The organism is Amycolatopsis sp. NPDC006125 (assembly GCF_040614195.1).
Taxonomy (GTDB): Bacteria; Actinomycetota; Actinomycetes; order Mycobacteriales; family Pseudonocardiaceae; genus Amycolatopsis_E; species Amycolatopsis_E tucumanensis.
Genome location: NZ_JBEXTZ010000003.1, coordinates 23,221 through 49,492 on the forward strand (window position 1 = coordinate 23,221; position 26,272 = coordinate 49,492).

General features: G+C 72.3%; 32 protein-coding genes and 1 pseudogene. 10 read left to right on the plus strand and 23 right to left on the minus strand.

The window, feature by feature from the left end; translation table 11 throughout:
• The first annotated feature begins 5 nt into the window (after positions 1-5).
• Positions 6-674 (plus strand): annotated as a pseudogene (locus tag ABZ193_RS02475) (response regulator transcription factor).
• Here the strand turns inward: ABZ193_RS02475 and ABZ193_RS02480 are convergent.
• Genes ABZ193_RS02480 through ABZ193_RS02505 form a run of 6 tightly spaced genes read right to left on the minus strand, consistent with a single transcriptional unit; the run spans position 637 to position 4,107 of the window.
• Positions 637-1,038, minus strand: a complete 402-nt coding sequence (locus tag ABZ193_RS02480) for a hypothetical protein (RefSeq protein WP_237338287.1) — start codon at positions 1,036-1,038, stop codon at positions 637-639. The pseudogene ABZ193_RS02475 and the gene ABZ193_RS02480 overlap by 38 nt on opposite strands.
• Positions 1,038-1,724 (minus strand): methyltransferase domain-containing protein, encoded by a 687-nt coding sequence (locus tag ABZ193_RS02485; protein ID WP_354708574.1) that lies wholly within the window; start codon positions 1,722-1,724, stop codon positions 1,038-1,040. Before ABZ193_RS02485 ends, ABZ193_RS02480 begins: the two co-directional genes overlap by 1 nt.
• The gene (locus tag ABZ193_RS02490) at positions 1,724-2,455 is read right to left on the minus strand and encodes a DUF2071 domain-containing protein (protein WP_354708575.1); all 732 of its coding nucleotides are present in this window, start codon (positions 2,453-2,455) and stop codon (positions 1,724-1,726) included. The genes ABZ193_RS02485 and ABZ193_RS02490 overlap by 1 nt, the downstream gene beginning before the upstream one ends.
• Positions 2,452-3,258, minus strand: a complete 807-nt coding sequence (locus ABZ193_RS02495; protein WP_354708577.1) for a hypothetical protein — start codon at positions 3,256-3,258, stop codon at positions 2,452-2,454. Before ABZ193_RS02495 ends, ABZ193_RS02490 begins: the two co-directional genes overlap by 4 nt.
• Positions 3,255-3,635 (minus strand): DoxX-like family protein, encoded by a 381-nt coding sequence (locus ABZ193_RS02500; RefSeq protein WP_354708578.1) that lies wholly within the window; start codon positions 3,633-3,635, stop codon positions 3,255-3,257. Before ABZ193_RS02500 ends, ABZ193_RS02495 begins: the two co-directional genes overlap by 4 nt.
• Positions 3,636-3,660: 25 nt before the next feature.
• Positions 3,661-4,107, minus strand: a complete 447-nt coding sequence (locus tag ABZ193_RS02505) for a DUF1772 domain-containing protein (protein ID WP_020416684.1) — start codon at positions 4,105-4,107, stop codon at positions 3,661-3,663.
• Between the two features lie 91 nt (positions 4,108-4,198).
• Between ABZ193_RS02505 and ABZ193_RS02510 the strand changes: the two genes are divergently transcribed.
• A complete protein-coding gene (locus ABZ193_RS02510) occupies positions 4,199-4,777 on the plus strand; it encodes a TetR/AcrR family transcriptional regulator (protein WP_354708579.1) in 579 nt (192 codons plus the stop codon).
• 6 nt (positions 4,778-4,783) lie between these two features.
• On the opposite strand, the gene ABZ193_RS02515 is transcribed toward ABZ193_RS02510, so the two are convergent.
• Positions 4,784-5,419: a GNAT family N-acetyltransferase gene (locus tag ABZ193_RS02515; RefSeq protein WP_354708580.1), complete on the minus strand. Its 636-nt coding sequence runs from the start codon at positions 5,417-5,419 to the stop codon at positions 4,784-4,786.
• Positions 5,420-5,462: 43 nt separating this feature from the next.
• Between ABZ193_RS02515 and ABZ193_RS02520 the strand changes: the two genes are divergently transcribed.
• The gene (locus ABZ193_RS02520; RefSeq protein ID WP_354708582.1) at positions 5,463-6,011 is read left to right on the plus strand and encodes a PH domain-containing protein; all 549 of its coding nucleotides are present in this window, start codon (positions 5,463-5,465) and stop codon (positions 6,009-6,011) included.
• A gap of 1 nt (position 6,012) precedes the next feature.
• On the opposite strand, the gene ABZ193_RS02525 is transcribed toward ABZ193_RS02520, so the two are convergent.
• Positions 6,013-7,104, minus strand: coding sequence for a Tat pathway signal protein (locus ABZ193_RS02525; protein WP_354708583.1), 1,092 nt, complete (start codon positions 7,102-7,104; stop codon positions 6,013-6,015).
• 64 nt (positions 7,105-7,168) lie between these two features.
• Between ABZ193_RS02525 and ABZ193_RS02530 the strand changes: the two genes are divergently transcribed.
• A complete protein-coding gene (locus tag ABZ193_RS02530) occupies positions 7,169-7,780 on the plus strand; it encodes a pentapeptide repeat-containing protein (RefSeq protein WP_354708585.1) in 612 nt (203 codons plus the stop codon).
• A 9-nt stretch (positions 7,781-7,789) separates the two neighbouring features.
• On the opposite strand, the gene ABZ193_RS02535 is transcribed toward ABZ193_RS02530, so the two are convergent.
• Together ABZ193_RS02535 and ABZ193_RS02540 are read right to left on the minus strand one after the other, a co-directional pair.
• A complete protein-coding gene (locus tag ABZ193_RS02535) occupies positions 7,790-8,410 on the minus strand; it encodes an SDR family NAD(P)-dependent oxidoreductase (protein ID WP_354708586.1) in 621 nt (206 codons plus the stop codon).
• A gap of 97 nt (positions 8,411-8,507) precedes the next feature.
• The gene (locus ABZ193_RS02540; protein WP_354708587.1) at positions 8,508-9,323 is read right to left on the minus strand and encodes a glycoside hydrolase family 16 protein; all 816 of its coding nucleotides are present in this window, start codon (positions 9,321-9,323) and stop codon (positions 8,508-8,510) included.
• Between the two features lie 178 nt (positions 9,324-9,501).
• On the opposite strand from ABZ193_RS02540, the gene ABZ193_RS02545 reads away from it, so the two are divergent.
• The gene (locus ABZ193_RS02545; RefSeq protein WP_237338297.1) at positions 9,502-9,687 is read left to right on the plus strand and encodes an antitoxin; all 186 of its coding nucleotides are present in this window, start codon (positions 9,502-9,504) and stop codon (positions 9,685-9,687) included.
• 92 nt (positions 9,688-9,779) lie between these two features.
• A complete protein-coding gene (locus ABZ193_RS02550; protein WP_354708589.1) occupies positions 9,780-10,700 on the plus strand; it encodes an MBL fold metallo-hydrolase in 921 nt (306 codons plus the stop codon).
• Positions 10,701-10,906: 206 nt separating this feature from the next.
• Here ABZ193_RS02550 and ABZ193_RS02555 read toward each other — a convergent pair whose 3' ends face one another.
• Positions 10,907-11,329: a PPOX class F420-dependent oxidoreductase gene (locus tag ABZ193_RS02555; RefSeq protein WP_020416675.1), complete on the minus strand. Its 423-nt coding sequence runs from the start codon at positions 11,327-11,329 to the stop codon at positions 10,907-10,909.
• A gap of 86 nt (positions 11,330-11,415) precedes the next feature.
• On the opposite strand from ABZ193_RS02555, the gene ABZ193_RS02560 reads away from it, so the two are divergent.
• Positions 11,416-11,976, plus strand: coding sequence for a hypothetical protein (locus ABZ193_RS02560; RefSeq protein ID WP_354708590.1), 561 nt, complete (start codon positions 11,416-11,418; stop codon positions 11,974-11,976).
• A gap of 74 nt (positions 11,977-12,050) precedes the next feature.
• Here ABZ193_RS02560 and ABZ193_RS02565 read toward each other — a convergent pair whose 3' ends face one another.
• The 7 genes from ABZ193_RS02565 to ABZ193_RS02595 form a co-directional block, all read right to left on the minus strand.
• Positions 12,051-12,455 (minus strand): hypothetical protein, encoded by a 405-nt coding sequence (locus ABZ193_RS02565; protein ID WP_148085687.1) that lies wholly within the window; start codon positions 12,453-12,455, stop codon positions 12,051-12,053.
• 437 nt (positions 12,456-12,892) lie between these two features.
• Positions 12,893-13,486: a TetR/AcrR family transcriptional regulator gene (locus ABZ193_RS02570; protein WP_017981298.1), complete on the minus strand. Its 594-nt coding sequence runs from the start codon at positions 13,484-13,486 to the stop codon at positions 12,893-12,895.
• Between the two features lie 76 nt (positions 13,487-13,562).
• Positions 13,563-14,867 (minus strand): ABC transporter substrate-binding protein, encoded by a 1,305-nt coding sequence (locus tag ABZ193_RS02575; RefSeq protein WP_354708592.1) that lies wholly within the window; start codon positions 14,865-14,867, stop codon positions 13,563-13,565.
• Positions 14,868-14,877: 10 nt separating this feature from the next.
• Positions 14,878-15,930: a branched-chain amino acid ABC transporter permease gene (locus ABZ193_RS02580; protein ID WP_354708593.1), complete on the minus strand. Its 1,053-nt coding sequence runs from the start codon at positions 15,928-15,930 to the stop codon at positions 14,878-14,880.
• A gap of 2 nt (positions 15,931-15,932) precedes the next feature.
• Positions 15,933-16,811, minus strand: coding sequence for a branched-chain amino acid ABC transporter permease (locus ABZ193_RS02585; RefSeq protein ID WP_354708594.1), 879 nt, complete (start codon positions 16,809-16,811; stop codon positions 15,933-15,935).
• On the minus strand, positions 16,811-17,518 hold the full coding sequence (locus ABZ193_RS02590; RefSeq protein ID WP_354708595.1) for an ABC transporter ATP-binding protein: 708 nt from the start codon (positions 17,516-17,518) through the stop codon (positions 16,811-16,813). The genes ABZ193_RS02585 and ABZ193_RS02590 overlap by 1 nt, the downstream gene beginning before the upstream one ends.
• Entirely contained in the window at positions 17,511-18,290 is a 780-nt protein-coding gene (locus ABZ193_RS02595; protein WP_027935657.1) for an ABC transporter ATP-binding protein, read from the minus strand. The genes ABZ193_RS02590 and ABZ193_RS02595 overlap by 8 nt, the downstream gene beginning before the upstream one ends.
• A gap of 220 nt (positions 18,291-18,510) precedes the next feature.
• On the opposite strand from ABZ193_RS02595, the gene ABZ193_RS02600 reads away from it, so the two are divergent.
• Together ABZ193_RS02600 and ABZ193_RS02605 are read left to right on the plus strand one after the other, a co-directional pair.
• Positions 18,511-20,556, plus strand: a complete 2,046-nt coding sequence (locus ABZ193_RS02600) for a DUF6351 family protein (protein ID WP_354708596.1) — start codon at positions 18,511-18,513, stop codon at positions 20,554-20,556.
• Positions 20,556-21,758 (plus strand): FAD-binding protein, encoded by a 1,203-nt coding sequence (locus ABZ193_RS02605; RefSeq protein WP_354708597.1) that lies wholly within the window; start codon positions 20,556-20,558, stop codon positions 21,756-21,758. Before ABZ193_RS02600 ends, ABZ193_RS02605 begins: the two co-directional genes overlap by 1 nt.
• On the opposite strand, the gene ABZ193_RS02610 is transcribed toward ABZ193_RS02605, so the two are convergent.
• The 4 genes from ABZ193_RS02610 to ABZ193_RS02625 all read right to left on the minus strand — a co-directional run bounded on the left by ABZ193_RS02610 (position 21,755) and on the right by ABZ193_RS02625 (position 24,741).
• Positions 21,755-22,147 carry a hypothetical protein gene (locus ABZ193_RS02610; protein ID WP_237338307.1) on the minus strand — a complete coding sequence of 131 codons (393 nt, stop codon included), beginning with the start codon at positions 22,145-22,147 and terminating at the stop codon, positions 21,755-21,757. The two genes, ABZ193_RS02605 and ABZ193_RS02610, sit on opposite strands and share 4 nt — an antisense overlap.
• Before the next feature lie 433 nt (positions 22,148-22,580).
• On the minus strand, positions 22,581-22,901 hold the full coding sequence (locus tag ABZ193_RS02615; protein ID WP_237338308.1) for a roadblock/LC7 domain-containing protein: 321 nt from the start codon (positions 22,899-22,901) through the stop codon (positions 22,581-22,583).
• A gap of 21 nt (positions 22,902-22,922) precedes the next feature.
• The gene (locus ABZ193_RS02620) at positions 22,923-23,525 is read right to left on the minus strand and encodes a hypothetical protein (RefSeq protein WP_354708600.1); all 603 of its coding nucleotides are present in this window, start codon (positions 23,523-23,525) and stop codon (positions 22,923-22,925) included.
• A 10-nt stretch (positions 23,526-23,535) separates the two neighbouring features.
• Positions 23,536-24,741: an MFS transporter gene (locus ABZ193_RS02625; RefSeq protein ID WP_354708602.1), complete on the minus strand. Its 1,206-nt coding sequence runs from the start codon at positions 24,739-24,741 to the stop codon at positions 23,536-23,538.
• An 80-nt stretch (positions 24,742-24,821) separates the two neighbouring features.
• On the opposite strand from ABZ193_RS02625, the gene ABZ193_RS02630 reads away from it, so the two are divergent.
• Positions 24,822-25,817 (plus strand): LysR family transcriptional regulator, encoded by a 996-nt coding sequence (locus tag ABZ193_RS02630; RefSeq protein WP_354708604.1) that lies wholly within the window; start codon positions 24,822-24,824, stop codon positions 25,815-25,817.
• On the opposite strand, the gene ABZ193_RS02635 is transcribed toward ABZ193_RS02630, so the two are convergent.
• Positions 25,742-26,149: an ATP-binding protein gene (locus ABZ193_RS02635; RefSeq protein ID WP_354708606.1), complete on the minus strand. Its 408-nt coding sequence runs from the start codon at positions 26,147-26,149 to the stop codon at positions 25,742-25,744. The genes ABZ193_RS02630 and ABZ193_RS02635 overlap by 76 nt on opposite strands.
• Between the last annotated feature and the right edge of the window lie 123 nt (positions 26,150-26,272).

The following is a 26,272-nucleotide window of genomic DNA, read 5'->3' on the forward strand; positions in this document are numbered from 1 at the left end:
TGCGGGTGGTGATCGCCGACGACCAGGCACTGCTGCGCGGCAGTTTCCGATTGCTGGTGGACAGCGAACCGGACATGGCGGTGGTCGGCGAGGCGGCGACCGGCGCGGAGGCGGTCGAGGTCGTGCAGGCGACGCGGCCGGACGTGGTGCTGATGGACGTGCGGATGCCGGGCATGGACGGCATCGCGGCCACGCGGCTGCTCACCGAGCGGGTGCCGTCCGCGCGGGTCCTGATCCTCACGATGTTCGACCTGGACTAGCACGTCTTCGACGCGCTGCGCGCGGGCGCGGCCGGATTCCTGCTGAAGGACACTCGGCCCGCGGACCTGTGCGCCGCCATCCGCGTGGTCGCGTCCGGTGAAGCGCTGCTGGCGCCCGCCGTCACGCGACGGCTGATCGCCGAGTTCGCCCGGACCACCGCGCCCCGCCCGGCCCTGAGCCGCGACCTCGACGTCCTCACGCCGCGGGAGACCGAGGTGCTGACGCTGATCGCGCACGGGTTGTCGAACACCGAACTCGCCGAGCGCCTGCACCTCTCCCTGGCGACGGTGAAGACCTACATCGGGCGGCTGCTGGCGAAACTGCACGCCAGGGACCGCGCGCAACTGGTGGTCATCGCCTACGAAACCGGGCTCGTCACCGCGTCAGGAGCGCGGTCAGCGGAACCGCGGTGAGCCACGCCCAGCCGCCGAGGCCGACCACGTGCGCGGCCCGCCAGGCGAGCGGCGCGGCCCGCACCACGCGGCCCACCAGCAGCAGCTCGCACAGCCACCGCGCGCCCCAGAACACGGTCTGTGCCGCAAGCACGGTCGTGGCCAGCGCGCCCGGCGCGAGCAGCTCGTCGACCGGCCACAGCAGCGCGCCGAGGACCACGCAGGTCAGCCCGATGAACCCGGTGTGCAGGCCGACGACAAGCCGGGACAGCGGGCTTACCGCGACGAGACCGGCGGGCCACCCGAGCAGCCGCGGCAGCACGAGGTGCGCGAGCCCGAGCACTATCGCGACCACACCGGCCACACGCATCTGCAGTTCCAGCATCACGCCGCCTCGAACGCCGTCGCGGTGACCAGGGGCGTCCGCCGCACCCACGCGACGCGCGCGAGTCCCGCACGAGCAGCGACGCGCTCCCACTCCGCGCGCGGGTAGAAGTGCCACGCGCCCGGCCCGAACGCCAGCACGTTCGGCAGGTCGCGGTGGTGCTCCACCAGCACCAGCCGGCCGCCCGGCCGCAGCACGCGGCGCGCCTCGCGGAACAACGCCTCCCGCCCGGCCGGGGTGCGCAGCTCGTGCGCGGCAAGCACCGCCAGCACGACGTCGACCCCGCCGGTCGCCAGCGGGAGCGCCTCCGGCCGCACCGGCAGCGCCCTCGCCGGGTAGCGCCGGCGAGCCCGCCGGATCGACGCCTCGACCGGGCCGCGCGGATCGAGCACGTCCAGCACCACGCCGGCGGACTCCGGCAGCAGGGCGGGCAGCGTGGGCGAGACCTCGTCGAACCCGGCGGTGACCAGCACGTGCCGGCGCACCCGCGCGGGCAGCACCGGCCGCAGCCACGTCCACCGGTAGAGGCCGGAGACGTCGTAGACCCACCAGGACGCCGCCAGGCTCGCGACCGTGAACCACGCCGCCCCGGCCCGCGCCGGTTTCGGCAGCGGCGCCGCGGCGACCACCGCGCCGGCGAGCACCTTCGGCCAGTTGAACGCCAGGACCTGCGCGACCCCGCGCATCACCGGAGCTCACCCCGGTGCCAGCCGTAGTCCACATCGGACACGTGAAAAGCGTTGGCCAGCACGGCTCCGCCGAAGCGCCCCAGGAAGGCGACCTCGTGCCGCGGGATGCCGACGGGTTCGGGCCGCCAGCCGCCGCGGAACGCCTTGACCACCACGATGCCCTCCTTGTCCGGCGAGAACGTGTACGGCAGCGGCCCGGCGAACCGCCGCGCGTCGGCCGGGGTGGCGAACACCCTGTCCCACAACGGTTCCCGCTCGCCGAGATCGGCGGTGACGTCGAGATCGCCCTGCCCGTCCCGCGACCGCACGGTGAACCGCAGCGTGTCGTCCTGCCGGGAAACCCGGGCCGCGCTGCGGTGGTAGTGGTAGCCGGTGAGGACGTTCCCGCCGAGCGCGAGCAGGGCGCGGTCGGTGTCGCTGCGCAGGATCCGCAAGCCGCGCATCGTCCTCCCGCCCGGGGTGCGCAGCCTGGCGAGGATCCGGTAGCCGGTCATCACCGAACGGAACCCGAGCGGCGCGGGCAGGACCGACGGCCGCAGGTGCCGCAGCGCGACCAGGGCGACCGCCACGAAGGCGTGCTCGGCGCCGTCCGGGCCAGTGTAGGTGTCCAGCGTCAGCGGTTCCGGCAGCAGCGGCGCGACCTGCGAGGGATCGACGGCGTACGTGAGGACGAGGGAGTGGTCGAACCTGGTCCGCATGGGCAGCGGGTGCCGGTTCAGCGCGGTCATGGACACCTCCGTACTTCCACTACGCCCCAGAGCATCGAGCGGTCGGGCGGGCCGGGATCCTCGCCGGGACGTGGTTCGCGGAACGAGCGGGACACCACCACGCCCCCTGGCCGCAGGGCGTGCCGCACGGCGGCGGCGAGCCGGGCCGCGTACCGCGCGTCGGGGCCGTCGAGGACGTTCGACAGGGAGATGCCGTCGTAGCAGCCGCGGGGCGCCTGTTCGAGGTGCTCGGCGACGTCGGCGTGGACGAGCGTGGCGGCGGCGCGGGTGTCGCGGGCGAGTTCGTCGTGTCCGGCGAGCAGCCGCCACGCCCACGGGTTGTCCGCAGGGGCGTGTGCGAGGCCCCGGCGGAGGCGGGCGAGCAGCACACGGTCGAGACGCGGCGGGATCGCGTGCCGGAAGGCGGGCAGCAGGAGGCCCAGCGGCGCGAGCCCGGTCGCGAGCAGGCACTGGAGGCGGCGGGATTCCAGGAGCGCGACGGGATCGCCGTCGCGGAGGACCTCGTCGACGTGGCGCCAGCGGGGGTCGAGCACGCGGAGGGCGGCGCGCCCGGCGGCGAGCAGGCGTTCCGCCCGGCCGGTGGCCGCGGGGGTGCCGGCGAGGCGGTCCCGGCAGTAGGCCAGTTGCGCGGGGTTGATGTCCACGGCGGTGACGTCGTACCCGGCGCGCGCGAGGGCGGACACGGTCTCCCCGGCGGCCGCGATCGCGAGGACGCGCCCGCGGGGCAGGGCGCGGAGTTCGACGTCCGGGTCCTCGTAGCCCCAGCCGAACAGCAGGCCCCGCCGGCCCGCCCAGGGGTTCACCGGTGCCGCCGGAGTGCGACGAGCCAGGCCAGGACGAGCAGGACGACGTTGTGCAGCACCAGGTTCAGCGGTTCGGCGATGTGCCCCCCGCCGAAGGCGAGGCCGCCGGCGTTGAACCCGGCGAGCAACGCGGTCTGCACGGCCGCGGCGGTCCGTGGCGCCCAGCCGGTCAGCACCCACCCGCCGAGGGCGACCTCGGCGAGACCGATCAGCAGGAGGACGACCCCGGCGGCCCCGCCGAGCACCGGCACGGACTCGACGATCGCCCGCTCGTCCGGCCGGGCGCCCACCACCTTGGCGACGAGCCCTTCGTAGATCCACACGGCGGCCACCGCCCCCGGCGGCACCCATCGGGCCGCCCACTCCCCCACGCGCACGGGTCGACTCTAGATCTCGCTCGGCTCAGGCGAGTGCGGCGGCCAGCAGGGCGAAGGCGCCGATGATGACGGCGACGCGGATGTAGTGGAAGCGGTCCCAGCGCTGCGACTGCTGCTTCCAGTCCGCGGGCCGGTTCTCCGGGGTCCACGTCTTGCTCTGGTTGTTGATCGGGACGAGCAGCAGGACCGACATGATCACACTGACGATCAGCAGCGCGCCGGCGGTGATGACGAGGCCGGTGCCGTCCTGACTCCACCCGGCGATCGCCCAGACCGCGACGAGGGCGAGCGAGGTGAGGTACCAGACCGGCATCACGGCGCCGAGCATCCGGCCGCCGTGGGCGCGGCCGAGCAGGGTGCTCTCGTCCGGCAGGCGGGCGAGGATCGGGTTGATGACGAAGGCGACCGAGAACTCCACCCCCACCATCACGCCGACGACGACGGTCGTGAGCACCTCGAGTGCGTTGAGCATGACTACTCCTCCGAGAATCTAGCGTTGCTAGCTGATGTGGCAACGCTAGCGCAACCATTGCTCGCTTGTCTAGCAGTGCTAGGATCGACTTGTGTCGGTACAGGAACGCAAGGAGCGCGAGCGGGCGAACCGGGAACGCCTGATCTTGGCGACGGCCCGCGAACTCGCCGAGAAGCAGGGCTGGGACGCGGTCACGACCCGCAGGCTCGCCGAGCGCATCGAATACAGCCAGCCGGTTCTCTACAGCCACTTCCGCGGCAAACGCGAGATCATCGGAGCCGTCGCGCTGGAAGGCGCCACCGAGCTGGCGACGGCGTTGCGGGCCGCGGCCGCCGCCGCGGACGGGCCGCGGGCCCGGGTCACCGCGATCGCCCGCGCCTACCTCGACTTCGCGGCCCGCCACCCGGCGGTCTACGACGCGATGTTCCAACTCGACGGCGGCCTGGCGTTCGCGCGGGACGACACGCCGGAACCGCTGAAGGACGGCTTCGCCGCGCTGCTGGAGAACCTCGGCGAGGTCGCCGGCGACGGCGTGCACCCGGGGCTGTTCACCGAGGTGTTCTGGGCGGCCCTGCACGGGCTGGCGACGCTGACCCGGGCGGGACGGCTGCCGCCGGCGGACGCCGAGCGGCGGACGGAACTGCTGGTGGACCGGCTCGCCGTGTTCTGACGCCGGTCAGATCCCGAAGAGCGGCAGGCAGGGCGGCAGGTTCTCGATCGTCACCGGGATGTCGTCGCGCCACGCGTCGCGGCCGAGGCGCAGCCGGTGCTCGACGGCGAGCGCGTCGCGAACCACGTGCCGCGCGACGCCGTCCGGGCGGTAACCGAGCTTGCGGGAGACCGCGAGGGAGGCGGCGTTGTCCTCGAACGCGCCGGACGCGGCCTCTTCCGCGCCGAGGCCCGCGAAGGCGAGGTGCAGCACCGCGCGGCGCATCTCCGTGCCGATGCCCTGGCCCTGGTACCGGCGGCCGACCCACGAGCCGGTGTGGACCTCGCGGGTGATGGTGAACTGCTTGGCGCTGACGCTCTGCTGGCCGACCACCTCGCCGTCCCGGAAGACGACGAGGTCGAGGCCCCAGTCGTCCGGGCTCCACCGGCCCAGCCGGAGCCAGTGGAACTGCACGAGCGACCGCGCCACGAGCGCCGGTTCCTGGTCGGTCCACGGAACGAGGAACGGCATGCTGCCCGGCTCGTGCACCCCCTCCGAGGCGAGCTCAGCCAGCGCGGCGAGCTCCTCCGGCGCAGGCAGGCGCAGTTCGAGCCGCGGGGTCCGCACCCGCAGCGCGAGCAGAGGGAAGTGATCGGCCAGCATCGGCCCATCCTGGCAGAGGTCAGGACTACCCGAGGTGAGACGAATGCGCGGCGAGACCATCACGGTGCTGCGGCGAGGCGGCGAGCAGTGGTACATCGGCATCGCCGCACTCGCTGTCGCAGTCCTGTTCGTCTGGGTGGTGACCGACGGCGTCTTCCGCGGCGATGCCTTCGGCAACGTCGCCGAGCTGATGATCGCCACCGGTTGGGGGTTCTGGGGGCCGATCAGGTACCTGCAGGTCAGGGTCGAGGTCAAGGAGAGCGGTCTTGTCGTCCACAACTTCTTCACCCGGTACTCGATCCCGTGGGCAGCGGTGACCAGGCTGGAAGCTCAACCAGCTCTGCGAATCGTGTTGTCCGACGGCAAAGTCGTGACACCGGGGACCGGCGCGGAATCGCTCGCCTCCACCATCCGCCACAACCGCACGCAACGCGCGATGCAGGAACGCATCGAGGCGGCACGACAGCGCGCCCCGGACCGAACCTCGGCCGAGGTGGTGACGAAGCGGGTCTGGGCAGGCAACCTCGCCATCCTGGCCGGGGCCTACGCGGGCATGTTCGCCGTCGCGGGGATCGCCTGGCTCGTCAAGTAGATCACTCCTCCACGAAGACCATCTCCGGGTAGCGCGGCGATGGGCCGTCCAGCAGGTGGTCGTTCCGGTCGCGCAGCCACCGGTCGAAGAACGACGCCACGTACGCGCGCTGCGTGCGCACCGCGGTCGCCGGGTCGAGGGTGCCCAGCGGGACGCCCAGCTGCGGCACCAGCGCCGCGGCATCGGTGAACGTCGCGTGTTCCGAGCCGAGCAACCGCAGCTGCGCCGTCCAGCCGTGCGTCGCCGCGCGGAAGGCTTTCCAGCCGGGGCCCGTGTCGGTCTCGCCGTCCTTGCCGACCAGCAGGAACGGCCCCCGCAGCCCCTCCGCGGCCGGCGGCATCAGGCTGCCGTCGAACCACGTCAGGTTCCCGTCCAGGTTCACCCCGGCCACCACGCGCGGGTCGGCGGCCATCGTCAGCGCCGCGGCCGCCCCGCCCATCGAGTGCCCGATCATGCCGACCCGGCTCACGTCCAGCCGCCCGGCCAGCGCGTCCAGCACGAACCGCGTGTCCGCGACCCGCACGTCGAGCGCCTTGCGCAGGAACGCGTCCGGATCACCGGGGTCGACCATGGTCCGCACCGAGCCGTCCGGGAACTCCACCTCCGGCGACTCCCACGTGTGGTCGATGCTGATCACGACGTACCCGCGGCTCGCCAGGTCCTCGGCCGTCGCGGTGCCCCACGTGCGCGGCTCCCCCAGCCCCGGCGAGTACACGACCACCGGCCGCCGCCCGGGCAGCGGCACGGCGTCGCGCCGCGCGTTGGTCCGCACGCCCGCCCAGTCCGCCGACGGCACGCCCAGTCCCAGCAGACCGTTCGCGGTGACGGCGTCGAAGTGCGCGGCGGCGCCGGGCAGCATGTACGGCGCCGCGCGCCCCGGGCCGGGCAACGCCGGGTAGTGCAGGCTGACCATCAGCTCCCGCGGCCCGCCGCGCCACGGATCGGTCCGCGACGCGTCCACGAGGTGCAACTCGGTCTGCCCCACCCGGTACGGGCCGGTGGGCCGCGGCAGCACGAGGTCCGTCGTCGCGGACGCGGGCACCACCGACGCGAGCAGCACCGCCACGGCGAGCACGAAGGATCTCCGGATCATGCCGATCATGCTGCTCGGCCGCGCGTGGCACGGCATCCGGGAAAAACCCGGGTAGGTTCACACGGTGGCGGAACGCAGGCACGGCACCCCGGCTCCCACGACCGGCTCGACGGTCACCGGTCAGGACTGGGAGGGCACGCACCTCAGCGGCGAACGGCACGAGCGCGTCGCGTTCGTCCGGGCCGACCTGAGCGAGGCGGTCACCGAGGGCGCGGTCTTCACGGAGTGCACCTTCCGGGACAGCCGGTTCAACGCCTCCCGGCACACCGGCGCCGCGTTCCTGAACTGCACGTTCACCGGCTGCTCGTTCTTCGACGCCACCTTCACCGACTGCAAGACCACCGGCTCGATGTTCGACCGCTGCACCTTCGACCTGCTGACCGCCGAGGGCGGCGACTGGTCGTTCACCGGCCTGCCCGGCGCCGACCTGCGGCGCGCGTCGTTCAGCGGTGTGCGCCTGCGCGAGGCCGACCTGACCGGCGCCCGGATCGGCGGCACGGTGCACCGGTGCGACCTGTCGGGCGCCTGGCTGCACGCCGCCGATCTGTCCGGTTGCGACCTGCGCGGCAGCGAGATCACCGGGCTGAACCCGCTGGAGACCAAGCTCGCCGGCGCGACGATCGACCCCGAGCAGGCCCTCGTGCTGGCCAGCGCGCTCGGCGTGCGGATCCGCTGACCTCCGCGCTCACCCACGGCCGTCGTGGACGACCTCGATCGACCACGGCCGCTGCTGCGTGTGCAGGTCCCAGTAGTGCTCGGCGATGTCGTCCGGGTCGAACGCGGTGCCGGGCGCGACCGGCCCGGCGACGGTCACCGACGCGACGTGCACCCCGGCCGGCCCGTACCGCGCGTCGAGCAGGGCGACGAGCGTGCGGACCCCGGCCTTGCCCAGGGACAGGCTCACGTACTCCGGCTTGGGTTCCGGCATCCCGCCGGTGACGAGGATCGTGCCGCTGCCGCGTTCGGCCATCGCCGGGGCGACGTGCGCCGCGGCGGTCAGCGCGCCGACGACGTTCACCGCCCACGCGTCCAGCTGCGCCCGCGCCGGGAGTTCGCCCGGCGCGTCCGGCTGGATGACCGCCGCGTTGTAGACGAGCACGTCCGGCGTGCCGAACTCGGCGGCCGCCGCGTCCAGTGCGGCCCGCAGCGCGTCCTCGTCCGTGCTGTCGGCGACGAAGCTCCGCGCCCCGGGCATGGTCCGTTTCGTGCGTGCCACGAGCGCGATCGGCAGGCCCTCGCGCGCGAACCGCCGCGCCACCGCCTGCCCGATGCCCGGGCCCGCCCCGATGATCACCACTCCACTCATGCGGGCGACGGTAGAAGCCTGACACGGTGACAAGGTCAAGCTGCGCCGGGACCGGCTCACGACCTGACGCGGTCGCGAGCCGGTCCGGGCCGTGCGGTCAGTTCGTCACGCGCACGTAGTCGACGACGAGCTGCTGCGGGAACTGGGTGCTGCCGTCCGGGTCGCCCGGCCAGTAGCCGCCCACGGCGAGGTTGAGGATCAGGAAGAACGGGTGGTCGAACACCCACCGGTCGCCGCCGAGGTCGGCGGGTGTCCTGGTCTGGTAGAGCACGCCGTCGACGTACCAGCGGATCTGGTTCGGCGCCCAGTCGACGGCGAAGGTGTGGAAGCCGTCGGAGAAGTTCGGGCCGGAGTAGGCGGCGCCGATGCCCTCCGCGCCCGAGTAGCCGGGGCCGTGGATGGTGCCGTGCACGGTGTTCGGCTCGAACCCGACGTTCTCCATGAAGTCGATCTCGCCGCAGTTCGGCCAGCCGTTGGTGCCGATGTCGTTGCCCAGCGCCCAGAACGCCGGCCACATGCCCTGCCCGCGCGGCAGCTTCATGCGGGCCTCGAAGTGCCCGTAGGTCTGGGTGAACCGGCCCGCGGTGTTCAGCCGCGCCGAGGTGTACTCGCACGGCCCGTACCAGCAGTTGTAGCCGCCGGGGTTCTCGCGGCGGGCGGTGATCACGAGGTTGCCCTGGCCGTCGAGCGCCGCGTTGGCGGCGCCGGCCGTGTAGTACTGCCGCTCGTGGTTGTTGACGTTGTCCCCGGTCTCCAGCTGCCACTTCGCCGGGTCGACCGCGCTGCCCGCGGGGCCGTTGAAGTCGTCGTTGAACGTCACCGTGGCCGCCTGCGCCTCCGGCGCGGTGAGGGTGGCGGCGGCGACCAGTGCGGGGAGGAGGAAACGGAGCCAGCTCGACATCTTCATCGACATCACGCCTTCCGGCCGTTTGTTGTGGGGAAGAACAAAGTAGCGTGGACTAGACCATTCCGACAAGGCGTCCGGGTGGGAACTTTCCACCCGGATCCCCTCGCGTGAGTGACCCGCGTGCGGGGGATCCGGCGTTTCCGCAGTTCCGGGCCGGGTAGCCGGGGCGCCTAGGAGGTGAGCCATGAACATGTTCGACAAGGCCAAGGACGCTCTGGGCAAGAACCCGGACAAGACAGACCAAGGGATCGACAAGGCCGCCGAGGCCGCCAAGGGCCGGTTCGGCGAGCACGCCGACAAGATCGACCAGGCGTCGCAGAAGGCCAAGGACTTCGCGCGCGGGCAGCAGGAGCAGCCACCGCCGCAGTGAGGAAGTCCACAGTGGAATGAGTCCTTCGGGGCGAGGTCTTCGTCCCGAAGGGCTCTTCCCCTCATCGCACGCCGAGGAGGATGCTGGGCCGCGTGTCCAGACCCGACCTGAACCCGGTGGCCCTGCGCCCCGGCGTCATCGCCTTCCACCAGCCGCCCGGCGGCTGGTTCGTCAGCAACGCGGGGCTCGTCGTGGGCCGTGACGCGGCCCTGCAGGTCGACACGTTCGCGACCGAGCCGCTGAACCGGCGGCTGGAGACCGCGATCGACGCCTACCTCGCGCCCGGCACGCCCCGCACGGTCGCGCTGACCCACGCGCACGGCGACCACGCCCACGGAGCCGGCCGCCTGGCCGCGGCAGGCGCGACGGTGCTGGCCACCCCGCCCGCCGCGGGCGAGGTGCTGTCCGGCCCGCACACCTACGACATGCTCTTCAGCTGCGACTGGGGCGCCATCGACCCGCCCGCGGACATCTCCCCCGTCACCGAGCCGCGGACCCTCGACCTCGGCGGCACGTCGGTGGCGGTCGTACCGGTGCCCGGGCCCGCGCACACGCACGGCGATCTGGTGGTGTGGCACGAGGAGTCGGGCACGCTGTTCACCGGCGACCTGCTGTTCCTCGGGGTGACGCCGCTGGCGATCTCCGGGTCCATCGCCGGATGGCTGGAAGCGCTGACCTGGCTGGAAACCTTCGGCGCGGCCACGTACGTGCCCGGGCACGGCCCGGTGACCGCGGCGGCCGAGAACCCGGTGGCAGACGTGCGCGAGTACTTCGAGTGGCTGCGGGAGGCCGTCGCCGCGTCGGCGGACTACGCGGCGATCGAGGAGGCCGCCAGAGCGCGCTGGCCGGAGTGGGGCGCCGGCGAACGGCACGGCGTCAACGCGCGGATCGCGTACGCGCAGGCGCACGGGACCGAGCTGGACTTCCCGGCCGGGGTCAGGGACCTGCTCACCAGCGCCGCCGCCCACGGGGAGCGGATGACCGAGACGGGCCTGATCCGCCTCGACATCTGACCCGCGGGCCTCACGCCCGCGGGCGCGAGTTCCGCAGTCGCGGGCGCGAGTTCCGCACTCGTGGGCGCGAGGCCTGCGCTCGTGGGCGCGAGTTCCGCGCACACGCCCGCGAGTCCCGCGGGTGCGAGTCCGACGCTCGCGGCGCGAGCCTCACGGCCGCGAGTCGCGCCCTCGCGGGCGCGAGTTCCGCGTTCGAGCCGGTGCGGTCAGCGGATCTTCTCGCCGTAGACGCGCTCGACCTTCAGCGTCATGAGCACCCGGCGGTCGGACACCATGACCTCGCGGTACTCGGCCCAGTCCGGGTGCTCGCCCGCGGCCTTGCGGTAGTAGTCGACCAGCGCCTCGACCTCGGGGCCGTGCGGGTCGGTGCCGGGACCGGTGAGGGTGACCGGGCCCTCCGCGGTCGCCCACGCCCAGCCGTCGGAGCTGGTGACCTCCAGCGCGGCGCGCGGATCGCGGCGGAGGTTGCGGGTCTTCGCCCGGCCCTCCGTCATGGACACGTAGATCACCCCGGCGTCGCGGTCGTAGTACGGCGTGACGGGCGACAGCTGCGGCAGGCCGTTGGCCTTGATCGTGGCCAGTACGGCGATCCTGGCGTCGGCGAGCAGGTCGTGGGGATCGAAGGTCATGCTCCGATCATGCACCCTCACACTGATGTGAGGGTCAATCGCACAACCGCTCCTGCCGGAGCCGCCCTTCGGCTACGCTGCCGTCCGTGCCCGAACAGACCTGGTCCCCCGATCCCCAGACGCCCGTCGTCGAGTACCGGTCTGGCCGATGGGTGTTCATCGGGGGGCTGGCCATGTTCGTCGTCTTCGGGTTGGTCGCCCTCTTCCCGGACGTCGGGCATGCCTCAGGTTCGTCGAAGTCGAAGAACCTGACTCCGACCGCCGCGTCGTTCCTCTTCGGCGCGCTCGCGCTGGGCGGCCTGATGATCATGATCGGCTCCGTCCCCCGCATGCACCGCTTCGTCGTCGATCAGCGTGGACTGTGGTGGGGAGCCGGTCGCAAATCCGACCTGATCGCGTGGGAGGAGTTGCGAGCGGTGCGCGGACGGGAACCGCGCCCGCCGGTCAAGGGCGACCCGAACTCGAAGCCCGTGCTGCCGGCCCTCGTGTTCACCCCCGCGGACGGCCGTTTCGCGACCCGCCACAGCGCGCTGGTGAAACCCCTGCCGGACGCCGGTCCGGACGTGCAACTGAGACTGCCGAACTTCGCCACGGTCCGGCAGCTGACCCAGGAGATCGCCAGAGTCCGGCCGGATCTGCTCCGCTGACGCCCTTGGCAGGTCTGGCCTGCGATCGGCGTCATGAGCACCCCGCGTGAGGGCCGACGCGCGCTGGCGGGGCGTCAGTGGTCGTTCACGAACGGCCAGGCGCCGCAGCCGTAGCTGCACGCCGTGACGGTGAACTTCTGCCCCTCGGGCAGGTTGTAGACACCGCCGAGCGAAGCGCTCTTCGAGACGCAGCTGCCGCTCCCGCCGGTCACCCGGAACGAGTACCGCGTCGTCTCCCCGGTGCCGGGGCCGACCCACACCGTCGGGGTTTTGCCGTCCGCCTTCGTGTCGCAGGCGGAGATCAGGTCGCCGTGTTCCTCCACGTACACCTTGAAATCGCCGGACGCGCCGGACCAGACGTGGTCCCAGCCGTCGCCGGGCGGCACCGGGGCCGCCGAAGCCGTGCCCTGGAAGGCCAGTACCGCAAGTACACCGGACGACAGAGCCACCGCGGCGCGAATTCCCCTGTGGGACTTCATCGGATTTCCTCTCCTGCCGGAAGCAATGGCGCAGCCTAGCGCGACGTTGATCGAGACGACAAGAGGATCGTTCAACAATTGCTGGCGGAATCTAGGGGCGAGCCGCAAAGGGGTCGGGACTGGGGCATCGGGACTGGGGCAGGTGTGGGCAAGCCTGGGCTATCCGCGGCAGGTGTGGGCAAGCCTGGGCTATCTGCGGCAGGGGCGGCGAGCCTGGGCTATCCGCGGCAGGGGCGGCGAGCCTGGGCTATCCGCGGCAGGGGCGGCGAGCCTGGGCTATCCGCGGCAGGTGTGGCGAGCCTGGGCTATCTGCGCTGCGAGCAAGTGCTCTGTGTTCGGCCTGCTGCCCTCGGCACCATCACCGGCCAGGGCAGGCTGCAGGTCAGCCCGGGCAACCTGCGCACGCTCGGCGACAGCCTGCTGCCTCGGCACCATCGCTACGAGGCCGGGTACAGGCGTCCCATCAGTTCGAGGACCTCGTCGATCATCCGGCGCGCCTTCGCCTTCGACGACGCGGCCGCCACCTCGCGCCCCGCCTCCGTGGCCATCGCCGTCAGGCACAGCACCAGCATGTCCGACAGCGGCCGCGTGTGGCCGTTCACCAGCGTCGAGTTCGCGTGCAGCCACTCGCGGAACCGCTGCCGCGTCAGCAGGCCGAACCCGGCGGGCCCGCTGCCGGACAGGAAGATCCGCGCCAGCTGCCGCTCCTCCCAGCACCCCTCGAGGTACGCGCGGGTGCCGGCGATGAACAGCCGCAGCGCGTCCTCCTCCCCCGCGGCCAGCGCGGTCCGGAACGCGCGCGCCGACCGGTGCTGCTGCCGCCGTGTGTACTCGTCGTACAGCGTGATCCACAGGTCCGACTTCGCGGTGAAGTGGTGGTAGAGGCTGCCGATGCTGGCACCCGCCCGGTCGGCGATGTCGACGAGCTTGGCGTCCTCGTAACCGGAGGCGACGAACACCTCGCGGGCTGCGTCGAGCAGGGCGGCGCGCGTGATCTGCGCCCGCGTGCTCCCGGTGGTGGCCTCGGTCATACCCCGATTGTGCCGGACCGCACGGCTCGCGCCGGTCCCGGCGTGACGTGAGCCCCGCCGGGACGCGGCGCCCACCTCACGCCGCCGGCACGCCGTTGGCCGGCGCCGCCGGTTGCGGCTGCGTGTACGGCACCACCGGTCCGTCACCGTCGTCGGTGGTCAGCGGCGTGCCGGACAGCACCTGCTGCCCGCCGCGGATGGTCGAGATCTGCCCGCCGGTGTAGCCGGCGTGCGAGTCCGGCCCGTACCGGAACGGCACCAGCCCGGGCCCGGTGAACCCGCCCTTGTTCAGCGCGTCGATCAGCCCCTGCCGCGTCAGGTCCTTGCCCGCGGCCTGCAGCACCTGCGCGAACGTGTACGCGTACGACATCGCGTAGATGACGTTGCCGTCGAACGGCAGGTTCGGGATGTAGGTGTCGTGCACCTTCTTGAACAGCTGGATCCACGAGTTCTGCGCGTTGCTGCTGGCCGGCAGGTAGGCGCTGCTGACCAGCCCCTCGACCAGGTCGCTGCCCTTGACCGACGCGCCGCTCTGCTTGGCGAAGTTCTCCAGCAGCCCGGCCACCGTCACCGGGTCCGCGCCCACGCTCGAAGCGACCAGTTGCGGGTTGTAGCCCAGCTTCAGCGCGGTCAGCTTGAACAACGCGGTGTAGGCCGGGATCGTCTCCAGCACCACCACCTCCGCACCGCTGCGCGCGATCGCCGACACCTGGGCCGCGACGTCGGTGTTGCCCGGCTGGTAGGGCTGCCGCGACACGACCAGGCTCTGGTCGATGAACTTGTCCAGCCCCTTCATGCCGTCGGCGCCGAAGTCGTCGTCCTGGTAGAAGTAGGCGACCTTCTTGCCGGCGAAGTTCTTCGCGACGTAGTCGCCGAGGATCTTGCCCTCGACGGTGTAGTCGGGCTGCCAGCCGTAGGTGTAGGGGTTCTTGTCCGGCTGGTCCCAGCAGGTGCAGCCGGACGCGACGAACAGGTCCGGCACGCGCGAGCTGTTCAGGAAGTCCACGACCTTGGTGTGCGTCGGCGTGCCGAGCGCGCCGACCATCGCGAACACCTTGTCCTCCAGCACCAGCTGCTTGGTCAGGGTGACCGTGTTCGCCGGGTTGTAGGCGTCGTCGACGTACTTCAGGTTGATCTTGCGGCCGTGGATGCCCCCGCTGGCATTGATGTAGTCGAACATCGCCTTCGCCGCGGGCCCCTGCTCGCTGTAGCCGGGCGCCGCGTTGCCCGTCAGCGGCAGGGTGCTGCCGATCAGCACCTCGGTGTCGGTCACGCCGGGCGTGCTGCCGCTACCCGAACCTCCACCGCCGCACGCGGTCAAGGTGAGCGCGAGCGCCGCGGCGATCGCGACCGCCGCGCGCGGGCGTCTGGACAGGACCATCTCGTCTCCTTCAGTTCTTCCGGTTACGGCGGAGCAGGCGGCCGATCCGGCGCACCCCGGACTGGATGCCGCCGGGGAAGGCCAGGATGACCAGGATCAGCACCAGTCCATAAAGGACCAGCGGGATGTTGGCGTAGACCGCGCGCGGCAGGTCGGCCTGCTGCGCGAGGTCGGTCGACCAGTTCGGCAGCAGCGTCACGATCACCGCGCCGTACACCGCGCCGGCGAGGCTGCCGAGCCCGCCCAGCACGGCGGCGGTGAGCAGGGACAGCGACAGGGCCAGCGTGAACGCCCCCGGCGCGGCCAGGTTGTTGACGATCGCGAACAGGCCGCCGGCCAGCCCGGCGCACCCGGCGCTGACGCAGAACGCGAGGATCTGGGTGCGGGCGACGTGCACGCCGGACAGGGCCGCGGCGTCCTCGTCCTCGCGCACCAGCCGCATGTCGCGGCCGAGGCGGCTGCGGCTGAGGTTGGCCAGCAGGAACAACACGACCACCAGGCAGATGCCGCAGATCCAGGACTGCCACCGCTCCAGCGGGAACGTCTCCCCGAGCGACAGCGGCGGCACCGGCGGGCTGACGATCAGGCCGTTCGCGCCGCCCAGCAGGTCGCGCAGGCCGTGGTAGTCGGCCAGCGAGGGCAGCCCGACGGCCAGCGCGAGCGTCGCACCGGCCAGGTACGGCCCGCGCAGCCGAGCCGCGGCCACGCCGACCAGCGTGCCGACCAGCGCGGTGCCCGCAGTCGCGACGATCAGCACCGGCGCGAGGCTCCACTCGGCGTTCTCCAGCAGCAGCGCGGCCGTGTAGGCGCCGACCGCGACGAACGCGCCGTGCCCGAGCGAAATCTGTCCACTGAGGCCGGACAGCACGGTGAGCCCGGCGACCGCGATGGCCGTGTAGGCGATCTGGGCCAGCTGCAGGTTCGCGAACGGGTCCAGCGCGATCGACAGCAGCCAGAACCCGAGCAGCCCCAGCACCGCCCAGCACGCGTGACGCAGAAAAGTGGACCGTCGCCACAGCGGCGCCGTGGACGCCTCCCGCTGGGGCACCTGCGTTTCCGTCATCGTCATACCCGCCGCCTCGCTCCCGCGCCGAACAACCCGTGCGGCCGCACCATCAGCACCACGATGAGCACGACCAGCGCGCCCAGCGTCACGATGTCCGGGCCCAGGTAGCCCGAGACGAAGCTGAGCACCAGGCCCAGCGCGACCCCGCCGACGACCGCGCCCGGCGGGCTGTCCAGTCCGCCGATCACGGCGGCGGTGAACCCGAACACCAGCACCGCGTCGAACGCCGTCGGGCTGACGAACGTGCTCGGCGCGATCAGCACCCCGGCGACCGCGCCGACCACCGCCGCCAGCGCCCAGCCGACCGTCAGCATCCGGCCGACCCGCACCCCCAGCAGGCGGGCCACCTCCGGCGCGAACGCCGTCGCGCGCATCCGCAGGCCTGCCGAGGTCCGGCGGAACACCACCGCCAGCACCACCATCACGGCGAGCACCACGCCGACGATCCACAAGTCGTTGGGCGAGAACAGAATCTGTCGCCCGCCGGACTGGAACCCGGCGATGGAGAACGCGGGCGGGTAGGACTGCGGGGTGCCGCCGAACACCATCCCGGCGACGCCCTGCAGCCCGACCAGCAGGCCGAACGTGACCACCACCGCGTCCAGCGGCGGCCGCTTCGCGACCGGCCGGATCAGCACCCGCTCCACGACCGCGCCGAGCACCAGCCCGGCGGCGATCGCGACAGCCAGCGCCAGCCAGTAGGACCCGCCGTGGCTGACCACCGTGTAGCCGAGGAACGTGGTGATCATCATCATCCCGCCCTGCGCGAAGTTCACGATTCGCGTGGAGCGCCAGATCAGCACCAGGGCCAGCGCGACCGCGGCGTACACCGCGCCGCTGGTCAGCCCGGCGAGCGTCAAGTCGAGGAACCGTCCCATCACATCTCCAGGTAGGCCCGGCGGACCCGGTCGTCGGCGGCCAGCCGGGCGGCTTCGTCGTCGGCGACCTTGCGGCCGACGTTGAGCACGACGGCGCGGTCGGCCACCGACAGCGCCGTGCCCGCGTTCTGCTCGACCAGCAGCAGGGTCAGGCCGGTTTCGGCGCGCAGGCGATGCAGGGTCGCGACGATCTGCGCGGCGGTGCGCGGCGCGAGGCCCAGCGACGGCTCGTCGAGCAGCAGCAGGTCGGGACGGCTCATCAGGGCGCGCCCGATCGCGAGCATCTGCCGCTCACCGCCGGACAGGGTCTCCGCGCGCTGGTGCCGCCGCTGTTCGAGCGGCGGGAACAGCTCGAACATGCGCGCCACGCCGGTGCGCAGCCACGCCCGGTCGCGCCGCCACAGCCCGCCGAGGCGCAGGTTCTCCTCGACCGTCAGCTCGACGATCACCCCGCGCCCCTCGGGCACGTGCGCCACGCCCAGCCGGACCAGGTCCTCCGGGCCGTGCCGGGTGATGTCCCGGCCGCCGAGGCGCACCGAACCGGACTTCGGCCGCAGCAGCCCGGACAGCGAGCGCAGCAGCGTCGTCTTGCCCGCGCCGTTGGCACCGAGCACCGCGGTGATCGAGCCGCGCTCGACCGTCAGGTCGATGTCGTGCAGCGCGCGCACCGGCCCGTACTCGGCGACGAGGCCGCTGACCTCAAGCATCGGCCGCCACCGCCTCGCCGAGGTAGGCGCGCTGGACGGCCGGGTCCTCCCGTACCTGGGCGGGCGTGCCGGTGGCGATCACCTCACCGAAGTCCAGGACGACGAGCCGGTCGCAGAGGTTCATCACGAACTCCATGTGGTGCTCGACGAGCATGACGGTGGTGCGCTGCCGCAGCCCGCGCACGATGTCGGCGAGCTCGGTGATCTCGGTGGCGGACAGGCCCGCCGCGGGCTCGTCGAGCAGCAGCAGGCGCGGTTCGCTGATCAGCGCGCGGGCCAGCGCGACCCGTTTGCGGATTCCGTAGGGCAGGCTCGCGCACGGCCGCTGTGCGGCGTCGGCGATGCCGAACTGCTCGAGCATGCCCATCGCCTGGTCCCGCAGCCGCAGCTCGTGCCGCTCGGCCCACGGCGAGGCCAGCAGCGCGCCGACCGGGCCGGTGCGCGAGCGGTGGGTCGCGCCGGCGGCGACGTTGTCCAGCGCGCTGAGGTTGGGGAACAACCCGAGGCCCTGCAGGGTGCGGGCGATCCCCAGCCGGGTGAGCCGGTGCGGGCGGGGCAGGAGGCGGCGGCCGTCGAACGACAGCGCGCCGGAGTCCGGGCGGACGAACCCGCAGATCGTGTTGAACAGGGTCGTCTTGCCCGCGCCGTTGGGACCGATGACGCCGAGCACCTCCCCTTCGGCCACTTCGAGCGAGACCGCCTGGAGGACCCGCAATCCGCCGAAGGACACGTTCAGCTCGTCCACTCGTAGCAACGGGGCTTGCTGCGCCATTTCTCGCGACCACCGCCTCTTCGCAGGTGTGCAAAAACAGAATCAGGTTCGGTTTGGAGGGACCGTACACAGCCTGGGGCGTCTTGCACAGCCCCTTCGGACAATCTGGTCAAGCGTGATCGAACAGAACCCAGTTCTGGACTTTTGCGGTGACCGGACCGCGTGCTATACCCGACGCGGGCGCCACGACGAGGTGGCGCACGAGCCCGGGGGTGCTCCCTTGCTGCGTGCACTGGTGCTGACCGCCGCGTGTGCGGCGTCGCTGCTCACCGTTCCGGCGGCGGTCGCGGCGCCGCCGCGGCTGACCGTCGAATCCGTCTCCAACCCGCACCCCGACCTGGTCAGCGGCGGGCAGGTGCTGGTGCGGGTGCCGGCCGCGCGGGACGTGCGGGTGACGGCCAACGGCCGTGACGTCACCGGCGAGTTCAAGCAGACCGGCGACACCCTGCTCGGCCTGGTCGGCGGCCTGCGGGACGGGACGAACGAGATCGTCGCGAGCGCGCCGGGCCGGGGACGCGCGAGCCTGCGGGTGACCAACCACCCGATCACCGGGCCGGTGTTCTCCGGACGGCAGCAGGAGCCGTTCTACTGCGAGACGCAGGCCTACGGGCTGCCGGCCGCGACGCCGCCGTTGTGCAGCGCGCCCACCCAGGTGAGTTACCAGTACCGCACGACCGGCGGGCAGTTCCGGCCGCTGGCCGATCCGGGGTCCCGGCCCGCCGATCTCGCGTCGGTCAACGGGATGCCCTACATCGTGCGGGTGGAACGCGGCACGATCGACCGCGCGGTCTACGAGATCGCCGCGCTCACCGACGGGACCGCGCCGTCACCGTTCACTGTGGAGCGCGGCTGGAACGAGCGGCTCGTCTACACCTTCGGCGGCGGCTGCAACTCCGGGTTCCACCAGGGCGCGTCGACCGGCGGTGTGCTGAACGACCTGTTCCTGTCCCAGGGGTACGCGGTCGCTTCGTCGAGCCTGAACGTGCTGGACAACAACTGCAGCCCGATCATCTCCGCGGAGGCGGCGATGATGGTCAAGGAGCACTTCACCGAGACCTACGGGCCGGCGCGGCACACGATCGGCTGGGGCGGGTCCGGCGGCGCGATCCAGCAGTACGACATCGCCGAGAACTACCCGGGCATCCTGGACGGCATCATCCCCGGCATCTCCTACCCGGACCCGCTGAGCACCGCCGGGCCGGTCACGGACTGCCGCCTGCTCAACCGGTACTTCGCCGGAGCGGGCAGCTCGTTCACGCCGGAGCAGCGGCTCGCGGTGGCCGGGTTCCACACCTACAGCACGTGCGTGTCGTGGGAGCAGACGTTCGCCAACCGCGCGACGGCGACCGGCAGCTGCACCCCGCTGCTGCCGGTGTCCGAGCGGTGGGACCCGGTGTCCAATCCGGACGGTGTCATCTGCAACTCCAACGAGCAGCTGGTGAACCAGCTCGGGCGTGATCCGCGAACCGGGTTCGTACGCAGCACGCTGGACAACACCGGGGTGCAGTACGGCCTGTCGGCCCTGCGGTCCGGGCAGATCTCGGCGGCGCAGTTCGTGGACCTGAACGCCGCCATCGGCGGGCTCGACTACACGGGCGCCCCGGTTCCGGCGCGGAGCGCGGCCGACCCGAAGGCGTTGTCGGCGGCCTACCGGTCCGGGTTGTTCAACTCGGCGTCGCTCGGGTTGCGCACGACGCCGATCATCGACCAGCGCACGGACCTCGACCTGGCCGGGTTCGGCGCCGACATCCACACCACGGAGTGGTCGTTCGTGATGCGGGAGCGGTTGCGGCGCAGCGGGGCGGCGGACAACCAGGTGATCATCGCGAGCCGCCCGGCGGACGCCGCGGTGGCGGCGGCTTACGAGCTGGACGCGATGGACCGCTGGCTGACGGCGATCGGGAACGACCGGTCGGGGCGCGGCGCACAGCAGAAAGTGGTCGCGAACCGGCCCGCGGACCTGGGCGACGGGTGCTACGTGTCGGCGACCGAGCGCGTGCGGGAGCGGCTGACCTACCCGTCGAGCGGGCGGTGCGGTGAGCTGTTCCCGGTCGCGGCGAACACGCGTCTCGTGGCCGGGTCCGGGCTCGCGATGGACGCGCTGAAGTGCCGGTTGAAGCCGGTGGACTTCCGCGACTACCTGCCGGTCACGTTCACCCGGGAGGAGCAGCGGCGATTGCGGGCGGCGTTCCCGGACGGGGTGTGCGACTGGAGCAAGCCCGGGGTGGGCGCACGGAAGCCCGCCGGGGTCTGGCAGCGGTACTGATGACCGCGTCCGTCGACTTCGGGCACCTGGTCCGGCGGCGGCCGTCCGCGGTGCTGCGGCCACGCTCGGCCGGGGAAGTCGGCGAGATCGTTCGCACCGCGGCCGCGGACGGGGTGCCGGTCGCGGCGCGGGGACGGGGCCATTCCGGGTACGGGCAGGCGCTGACCGACGGTGTCGTGGTCGACATGTCGTCGCTGGCCGCGGTGCACGAGGTCGCCGAGGACCGGATCGTGGTGGACGCGGGCGCCGGCTGGGACGCGGTGCTCGCGGCGGCGTGGGAGCGCGGCCGCACGCCGCCGGTGCTGACCGACTACCTGAGGTTGTCCGTGGGCGGCACGTTGTCGGTGGGCGGGATCGGCGGGACGAGTTTCCGGCACGGGCTGCAGACCGACACGGTGATCGCGCTGGAGGTCGTCACCGGTGACGGGGCGGTGCGGACGTGCGGCCCCGGGGACGAGTTGTTCGCCGCGGTGCTGGGCGGGCTGGGCCAGTGCGGAATCATCACGCGGGCGACGTTGCGGCTGACCGGGGCGCCGCCGCGGATCAGCCGGCACGAGGTGGACTACGACACGGTGGCGGCCGCGGCGGCGGACCAGCTTCGGTTCGTCGAGGAGGGGCGGTTCGACTTCGTGCAGGGCCAGGTCCGCTTCGGCGAGGCGGGCAGGCGAGTGTTCCTGGAAACGGCCGCGTACTCCGGCGGGGACTTGTCCTATGTGGAGTTCCAGCACCGGTTGGACGCCGCCGAGGAGCTGCTGACCGAGACCGGGGCGTGGTTTCACCCGCACCCGTGGTGGAACTGCTTCCTGCCCGCGTCCACCGCCGTGGGTTTCCTGACCGCGCTGGTGGAGCGGCTGACGCCCGCGGACCTCGGGCCGGCGGGGTGCGTGTTGTTCTACCCGGTGTTCACCGGTGAGGTGCACGCGCCGCTGGTCCGCCTGCCTGCCGAGCGGATCGCTTTTCTCGTGGCGATCCTGCGTTTTCCGCCGGATGACGCCGATTTGGTCGCCAGGCAGGTCGCCGAGAACCGCCGCCTCTACGAGGAGGCGCGCGACCTGGGCGGGTTCACCTACCCGGTCGGCGCGATCCCCTTCACGCAGGCGGATTGGCGCCACCACTTCGGTTCGCGGTGGCCCGCGCTGTGCGGGTGGAAGTCGCGTTACGACCCGGCCGGCGTGCTGACCCCGGGGCCGGGGATCTTCTAGCTCTCGGCGAGTTTTTCCGCCACCCGCGCGAGGCCGCCGCGGATCATGCGCCCGTAGCCGTCGTCCTGGAGGGTGTCGATGACCGCCTCCGCCGCGGCGAGGTGCTCGCGTGCCTTGGCGAAGTCGCCGAGGCGGCGGTAGACGTCCGCGAGGTTGAGGTGCAGGGAGGGGAAGAAGCCGTGCACCTCGGCGGGATCCGCGGCCTGCGCGACTTCGAGCGCGCGGAGGTCCCAGAGCAACTCGTCGCGCGGCTCGTCCTGCCGGTCGGCGAGGAAGTGTGCCGCGGCGCAGCGGTCGACCGCCGAGCCCTCCTCCCAGAGCCGCAACAGGATGCGCTTCGCCTCGGCGGGTTCCTTGGTCATCGCCAGGGCGAGTTCTTCTCTCGACATGTGTCAACGATGCACCTTCGAGCGCCTGGAAGGTCAAGCCGCGGCGCGGGCGAGTTCTTCAACGAGGTCATCGAGGTCCGCCTCCGTGGTGACTATCAGAATGAACCGCCTGCATGAGGAGGTCGCCAGCCCGCTGGTCACGCCCTGCCGGCCATACCCTCCATGAAGTCCGCACCTCAGCAGCAGCGGTCGGCTGCACCCCAGCATCGCCGCACTCCCCAAGCTATCCCCGAACCCACGACCCGCAAGGTCAGACCCCACCAGCCAACCTCCCGACATCCCACCAAGATCCGCCTCCCGAGCAGGTCGCCAGCCGACGAGTCAAAGTCCGCGGACATTCCCTCCATGAAGTCCATACCCCAGCAGCAGCGATCAGCCGCACCCCACCATCGCCGCAACCCCCAAGCCATCCCCGAAACCACGACCCGCGAGGTCAGACCTTGTCGGTCAACTCCCCGACAACCCCCTCGAGATCCGCCTCCGCGGTGGCCACCGCGAGCCGCTCGTGGTCGTTCCACGGGAGGACCACCAGGGCGATCCGGTCGCACCTCACGACGACCTGCCGGGACGCACCGCCGTCGAGGACGTTGCTCACCCGCAGTGCCAGGCTCTGCAGCACCGCGGCCATCGAGGCCAGGTACTCGGCGTCGGTGGGGTCCAGGCCGGCCGAGTGGTCCAGCACCAGACCGTCGGCGGAGAGCAGCACCGCGTGCCGCACCTGTGGGAGTTCGCGGACGAGACCTTCGATGATCACGTGCCGATCGTGCTGGCCCCCTCACGCAGGGCTTTCCCGCGGACGCACCATGGCGTGGTGTATCGCGGCAGCCGCGGCCCGCGGATCATCCGCGTAGAACTTGATCACCCGCGCCTCGCCGGGCCGGCCCAGCGGGCGGGTGAAGGGCACCGGCCGGCTCAGCTCCAGCACGACGTTCGTCTGCCAGGACAGCGCCACCGTGAACGTCTCGCCATCCAGGTCGAACCCCGGCCTGCCCGAGTGGTCCTCGGTCCGGGCGCGCACCGCCGCGATCGCGCTCACCGGGACCCGCACGTCGAGGAACGCGCCGTACCGCACGCGGACCTCGTCCGCCGACACCGAGTGCGGGTACACGGTGATCGAGCAGAGCAGGCCGACCACCAGCAACAGCGAGTACAGCTCGACCGCCGCCAGGACGAGGTGCACCACGATCCCGAACCCGACCAGCGCGAACAGCAGCCCCTCGACCACGGTCAGCACGACGAACACGACGAGCAACGGCCGCTGCGCCCGCGAATAACCGGCCGCGACGGCGCAAGGCGCAAGCGCTTTCCGCCGCCGCAAGGCGAGTCCGATGGACGCGAGCAAACGGCGCTCGTTGCGCAGGTAATGCCCTACCCCCATGATCCCGACGCTACTCGTCGGACTCCAAACCCCGCCGCGGCAACAGCAGTGGCGTGCCGAGCAGCAGCACGCCGGACACCGTGATCGCGAACAGCGGGCTCGTCAGCGTCCCCAGCACGCCCCACCCCGCCATCAGCCCGGCCTGCAGCAGCTTGCTGCTCACGCTCCACGTGCTGAGCACCCGCGCCGCGTGGTCCGCCGGCGTGCGGTGCAGCCGTTCCGTCGCGTGGATCGGGTTGAAGACGCCCATGCAGGTGATCAGCAAGCCCTCCACGACGATCACCGTGACGAGCCCCGCCACGCCAGGGCCCACGAACGCCAGCCCCAGCGGGAAGATCGACCGCAGCCAGCCGGAGGCGGTCAGCACCCGGTGCCGCCCGTAGCGCCGCGCCAACCGGGCCGACAGCCGGGCGCCCGCGAAACCGCCGAGCGCCGGGACGCCGAACGCCAGCCCGTACTCCCACGCGGAAAACCGGTACTCGCCGAGCAGGAGGACCGCCAGGAGCGGCGTGGTGGCCATGATCAGTCCGCTGACCAGAATCGAATTGAGGAACAGCCGCCGCAGCACGGGATCCCGTGCGATCACGCGCGCGCCGGCGAGCAGGTCGGCCAGACGGAACCGCGCGACCCTGGACGCCGCGACATCACCGCCGCGGATGCGCAGCACCCCGAGCGCCGACAGCAGGTAGCTCAGCGCGTCGGCGAGCACCGTCACCACCGGGCCGAGCAGGGCCACGAGCGCGCCCCCGACGGGCGGGCCCGCAGCGGTCGCCACCCAGCTCGTGCCCTCGAACCGCCCGTTCGCCGCGAGCAGCCGCGCCCGGGGCACCAGGTGCTTCAGGTACGCGCCGGACGCGGCGGTGAACGCGATGTTCGCGGTCCCGGCGACGACCGACACGACCAGCAACTGGCCGTAGGACAGCACATCGAAGGCGTACGCCGCGGGCACGCTGGCCATCGCGGCGAACCGGGCCAGGTCCATCGCGATCATCACCGGCCTCTTGGGCCGGTGCTCGACCCACCACCCGAGCGGCAGCGCGCAGACCGCCGCCGCGGCGAGCCCGGCCGCCTCCAGCAACGACACCGCGAACGCCGGCGCGTGCAGCACCCGCACCGCGATCAGCGGGAACGCCCCGAAGGCGAGCCACGTGCCGTACGTGCTCACCGCGTAGGCCGACCACAGCCGGCGAAGATCGGCTTCCACGCCGCAGATCACACCGGCCAGTGCGGAGGCGGATCAAACAACCGCCGCCCGGCGAGCCACAACCGGGAGTTGACCCTGCCTAGGCTGGCCCGGTGGACACCGAGGCAGTGCGATCGTTCGTCCGGGCGGCGGAGCTCGGGCAGTTGCAGCACGCGGCCGACGAGCTGGGCGTGACCCAGCAGGCGGTCTCGAAGCGGATCGCCGCCCTGGAGCGCGAGCTGGGCGTCCGCCTGTTCACCCGCACCGCCCGCGGAGTCGAGCTGACCGCGGACGGCCAGGCGTTCCTCCCGCACGCGCGAGGGGTCGTCGCGGGCGTGGACCGTGGCATCGCCGCCGTCCGGCCGGGCTCCCGTGCCCTGCGGATCGACGTCCTCGGCCTGCGCAGCGCACAGGCCGTCGTCCTGCACGACTACTGGCGATCACACCCCGGCACCGAACTGGACGTGGTGACGCTGCGCGTCGACGACCCCCGCGTGGCGGCGGCCGCCGTGCGGTCCGGCGAGGTGGACGCCTCGTTCCGCACCCTCCCCGATCCGGCCGCGCTGCCCGCCGACGTGCGCATGATCCACGTCTTCGACTCCGCGCTGGAACTCCTCGCCGGCCCCCGGCACCCGCTGGCCGACGCCCCGTCGGTGACGCCGGAGGAGCTGCGCGGGCTCCGGATCCGGGTGCCCGGCATCGCGCCGCGCAGCGAATGGGCGGAGTTCTACGACCAGCTGGTCACGGCGTTCGGCCTGTGCATCGACGCGGCGGGCCCGCACTTCGGTGACGAGGTGCTGCTCGAAGCGCTCGCCGAATCCGCCGAGGTGGCCACCCTGGTCGGCGCGCGCGACCGCTACACCTGGCCCACCCGGTTCGGCCTGCGCCGCATCCCGGTCGTGAACCCGGTGCTCGCCTACCCGCTCTCCCTGCTGGTCCCGGCGCACCCGCACCCGGGTCTGCGGCCGGTCCTCGCCCACTTCGCGAACCTGGCGCCACTGCCCGAACCGGTGTGGCGCCCGTCCTGGATTCGTCAGGAAGTCCAGCTCAGGGTCTCGCAGTCGACGAGCGCCCAGACCGTCTTGCCGCCGTCCGCCCGCGGCCGGTAGCCCCACGACAGGGCCAGCTTGTCCACCAGCACGAGGCCCCGCCCGCGCACGGCCCTCGGGTCCCCGTCCCCCAGCACGGGCGGCGACGGGGAACCGTCGTCGACTTCCACCAGCATGCGGTTCGCGTCCCGGGACAGCCGGATCCGGCCGGTCCCGCCACCGTGGTCGTACACGTTGGTGATCAATTCGGTCGCGATCAGCTGCACCGCGACCACCCGGTCGTCGCCCAAGTCGGAAAGCTCGGCCGCCACCCACTGACGCACCCGCACCAGCGGCGGCACCGTGTGCGGCAGGTCGAGCACCAATGCGCCCATCACCGACGCGTCATCCATCCCGCTCACCCACGCCCTGTCTGCTCAAAGCGTCACGAGCGATTGTCCCCGCTCGCCGAACCGCGGCGTGTCCATGGCACACCCTCCGGGCCGGAAACGCCAGCCCTGGCCCCCGTTGTGATC

Bases quoted from the DNA above. Each gene is read 5' to 3' on its own strand.
- ABZ193_RS02480 (WP_237338287.1), bottom strand. From the start codon at position 1,038: ATGCTGGAACTGCAGATGCGTGTGGCCGGTGTGGTCGCGATAGTGCTC.
- ABZ193_RS02485 (WP_354708574.1), bottom strand. From the start codon at position 1,724: ATGCGCGGGGTCGCGCAGGTCCTGGCGTTCAACTGGCCGAAGGTGCTC.
- ABZ193_RS02490 (WP_354708575.1), bottom strand. From the start codon at position 2,455: ATGACCGCGCTGAACCGGCACCCGCTGCCCATGCGGACCAGGTTCGAC.
- ABZ193_RS02505 (WP_020416684.1), bottom strand. From the start codon at position 4,107: ATGCTCAACGCACTCGAGGTGCTCACGACCGTCGTCGTCGGCGTGATG.
- ABZ193_RS02515 (WP_354708580.1), bottom strand. From the start codon at position 5,419: ATGCTGGCCGATCACTTCCCTCTGCTCGCGCTGCGGGTGCGGACCCCG.
- ABZ193_RS02520 (WP_354708582.1), top strand. From the start codon at position 5,463: ATGCGCGGCGAGACCATCACGGTGCTGCGGCGAGGCGGCGAGCAGTGG.
- ABZ193_RS02525 (WP_354708583.1), bottom strand. From the start codon at position 7,104: ATGATCCGGAGATCCTTCGTGCTCGCCGTGGCGGTGCTGCTCGCGTCG.
- ABZ193_RS02535 (WP_354708586.1), bottom strand. From the start codon at position 8,410: ATGAGTGGAGTGGTGATCATCGGGGCGGGCCCGGGCATCGGGCAGGCG.
- ABZ193_RS02540 (WP_354708587.1), bottom strand. From the start codon at position 9,323: ATGTCGATGAAGATGTCGAGCTGGCTCCGTTTCCTCCTCCCCGCACTG.
- ABZ193_RS02545 (WP_237338297.1), top strand. From the start codon at position 9,502: ATGAACATGTTCGACAAGGCCAAGGACGCTCTGGGCAAGAACCCGGAC.
- ABZ193_RS02555 (WP_020416675.1), bottom strand. From the start codon at position 11,329: ATGACCTTCGATCCCCACGACCTGCTCGCCGACGCCAGGATCGCCGTA.
- ABZ193_RS02565 (WP_148085687.1), bottom strand. From the start codon at position 12,455: ATGAAGTCCCACAGGGGAATTCGCGCCGCGGTGGCTCTGTCGTCCGGT.
- ABZ193_RS02570 (WP_017981298.1), bottom strand. From the start codon at position 13,486: ATGACCGAGGCCACCACCGGGAGCACGCGGGCGCAGATCACGCGCGCC.
- ABZ193_RS02575 (WP_354708592.1), bottom strand. From the start codon at position 14,867: ATGGTCCTGTCCAGACGCCCGCGCGCGGCGGTCGCGATCGCCGCGGCG.
- ABZ193_RS02580 (WP_354708593.1), bottom strand. From the start codon at position 15,930: ATGACGGAAACGCAGGTGCCCCAGCGGGAGGCGTCCACGGCGCCGCTG.
- ABZ193_RS02585 (WP_354708594.1), bottom strand. From the start codon at position 16,811: ATGGGACGGTTCCTCGACTTGACGCTCGCCGGGCTGACCAGCGGCGCG.
- ABZ193_RS02590 (WP_354708595.1), bottom strand. From the start codon at position 17,518: ATGCTTGAGGTCAGCGGCCTCGTCGCCGAGTACGGGCCGGTGCGCGCG.
- ABZ193_RS02595 (WP_027935657.1), bottom strand. From the start codon at position 18,290: ATGGCGCAGCAAGCCCCGTTGCTACGAGTGGACGAGCTGAACGTGTCC.
- ABZ193_RS02605 (WP_354708597.1), top strand. From the start codon at position 20,556: ATGACCGCGTCCGTCGACTTCGGGCACCTGGTCCGGCGGCGGCCGTCC.
- ABZ193_RS02610 (WP_237338307.1), bottom strand. From the start codon at position 22,147: ATGTCGAGAGAAGAACTCGCCCTGGCGATGACCAAGGAACCCGCCGAG.
- ABZ193_RS02620 (WP_354708600.1), bottom strand. From the start codon at position 23,525: ATGGGGGTAGGGCATTACCTGCGCAACGAGCGCCGTTTGCTCGCGTCC.
- ABZ193_RS02635 (WP_354708606.1), bottom strand. From the start codon at position 26,149: ATGGATGACGCGTCGGTGATGGGCGCATTGGTGCTCGACCTGCCGCAC.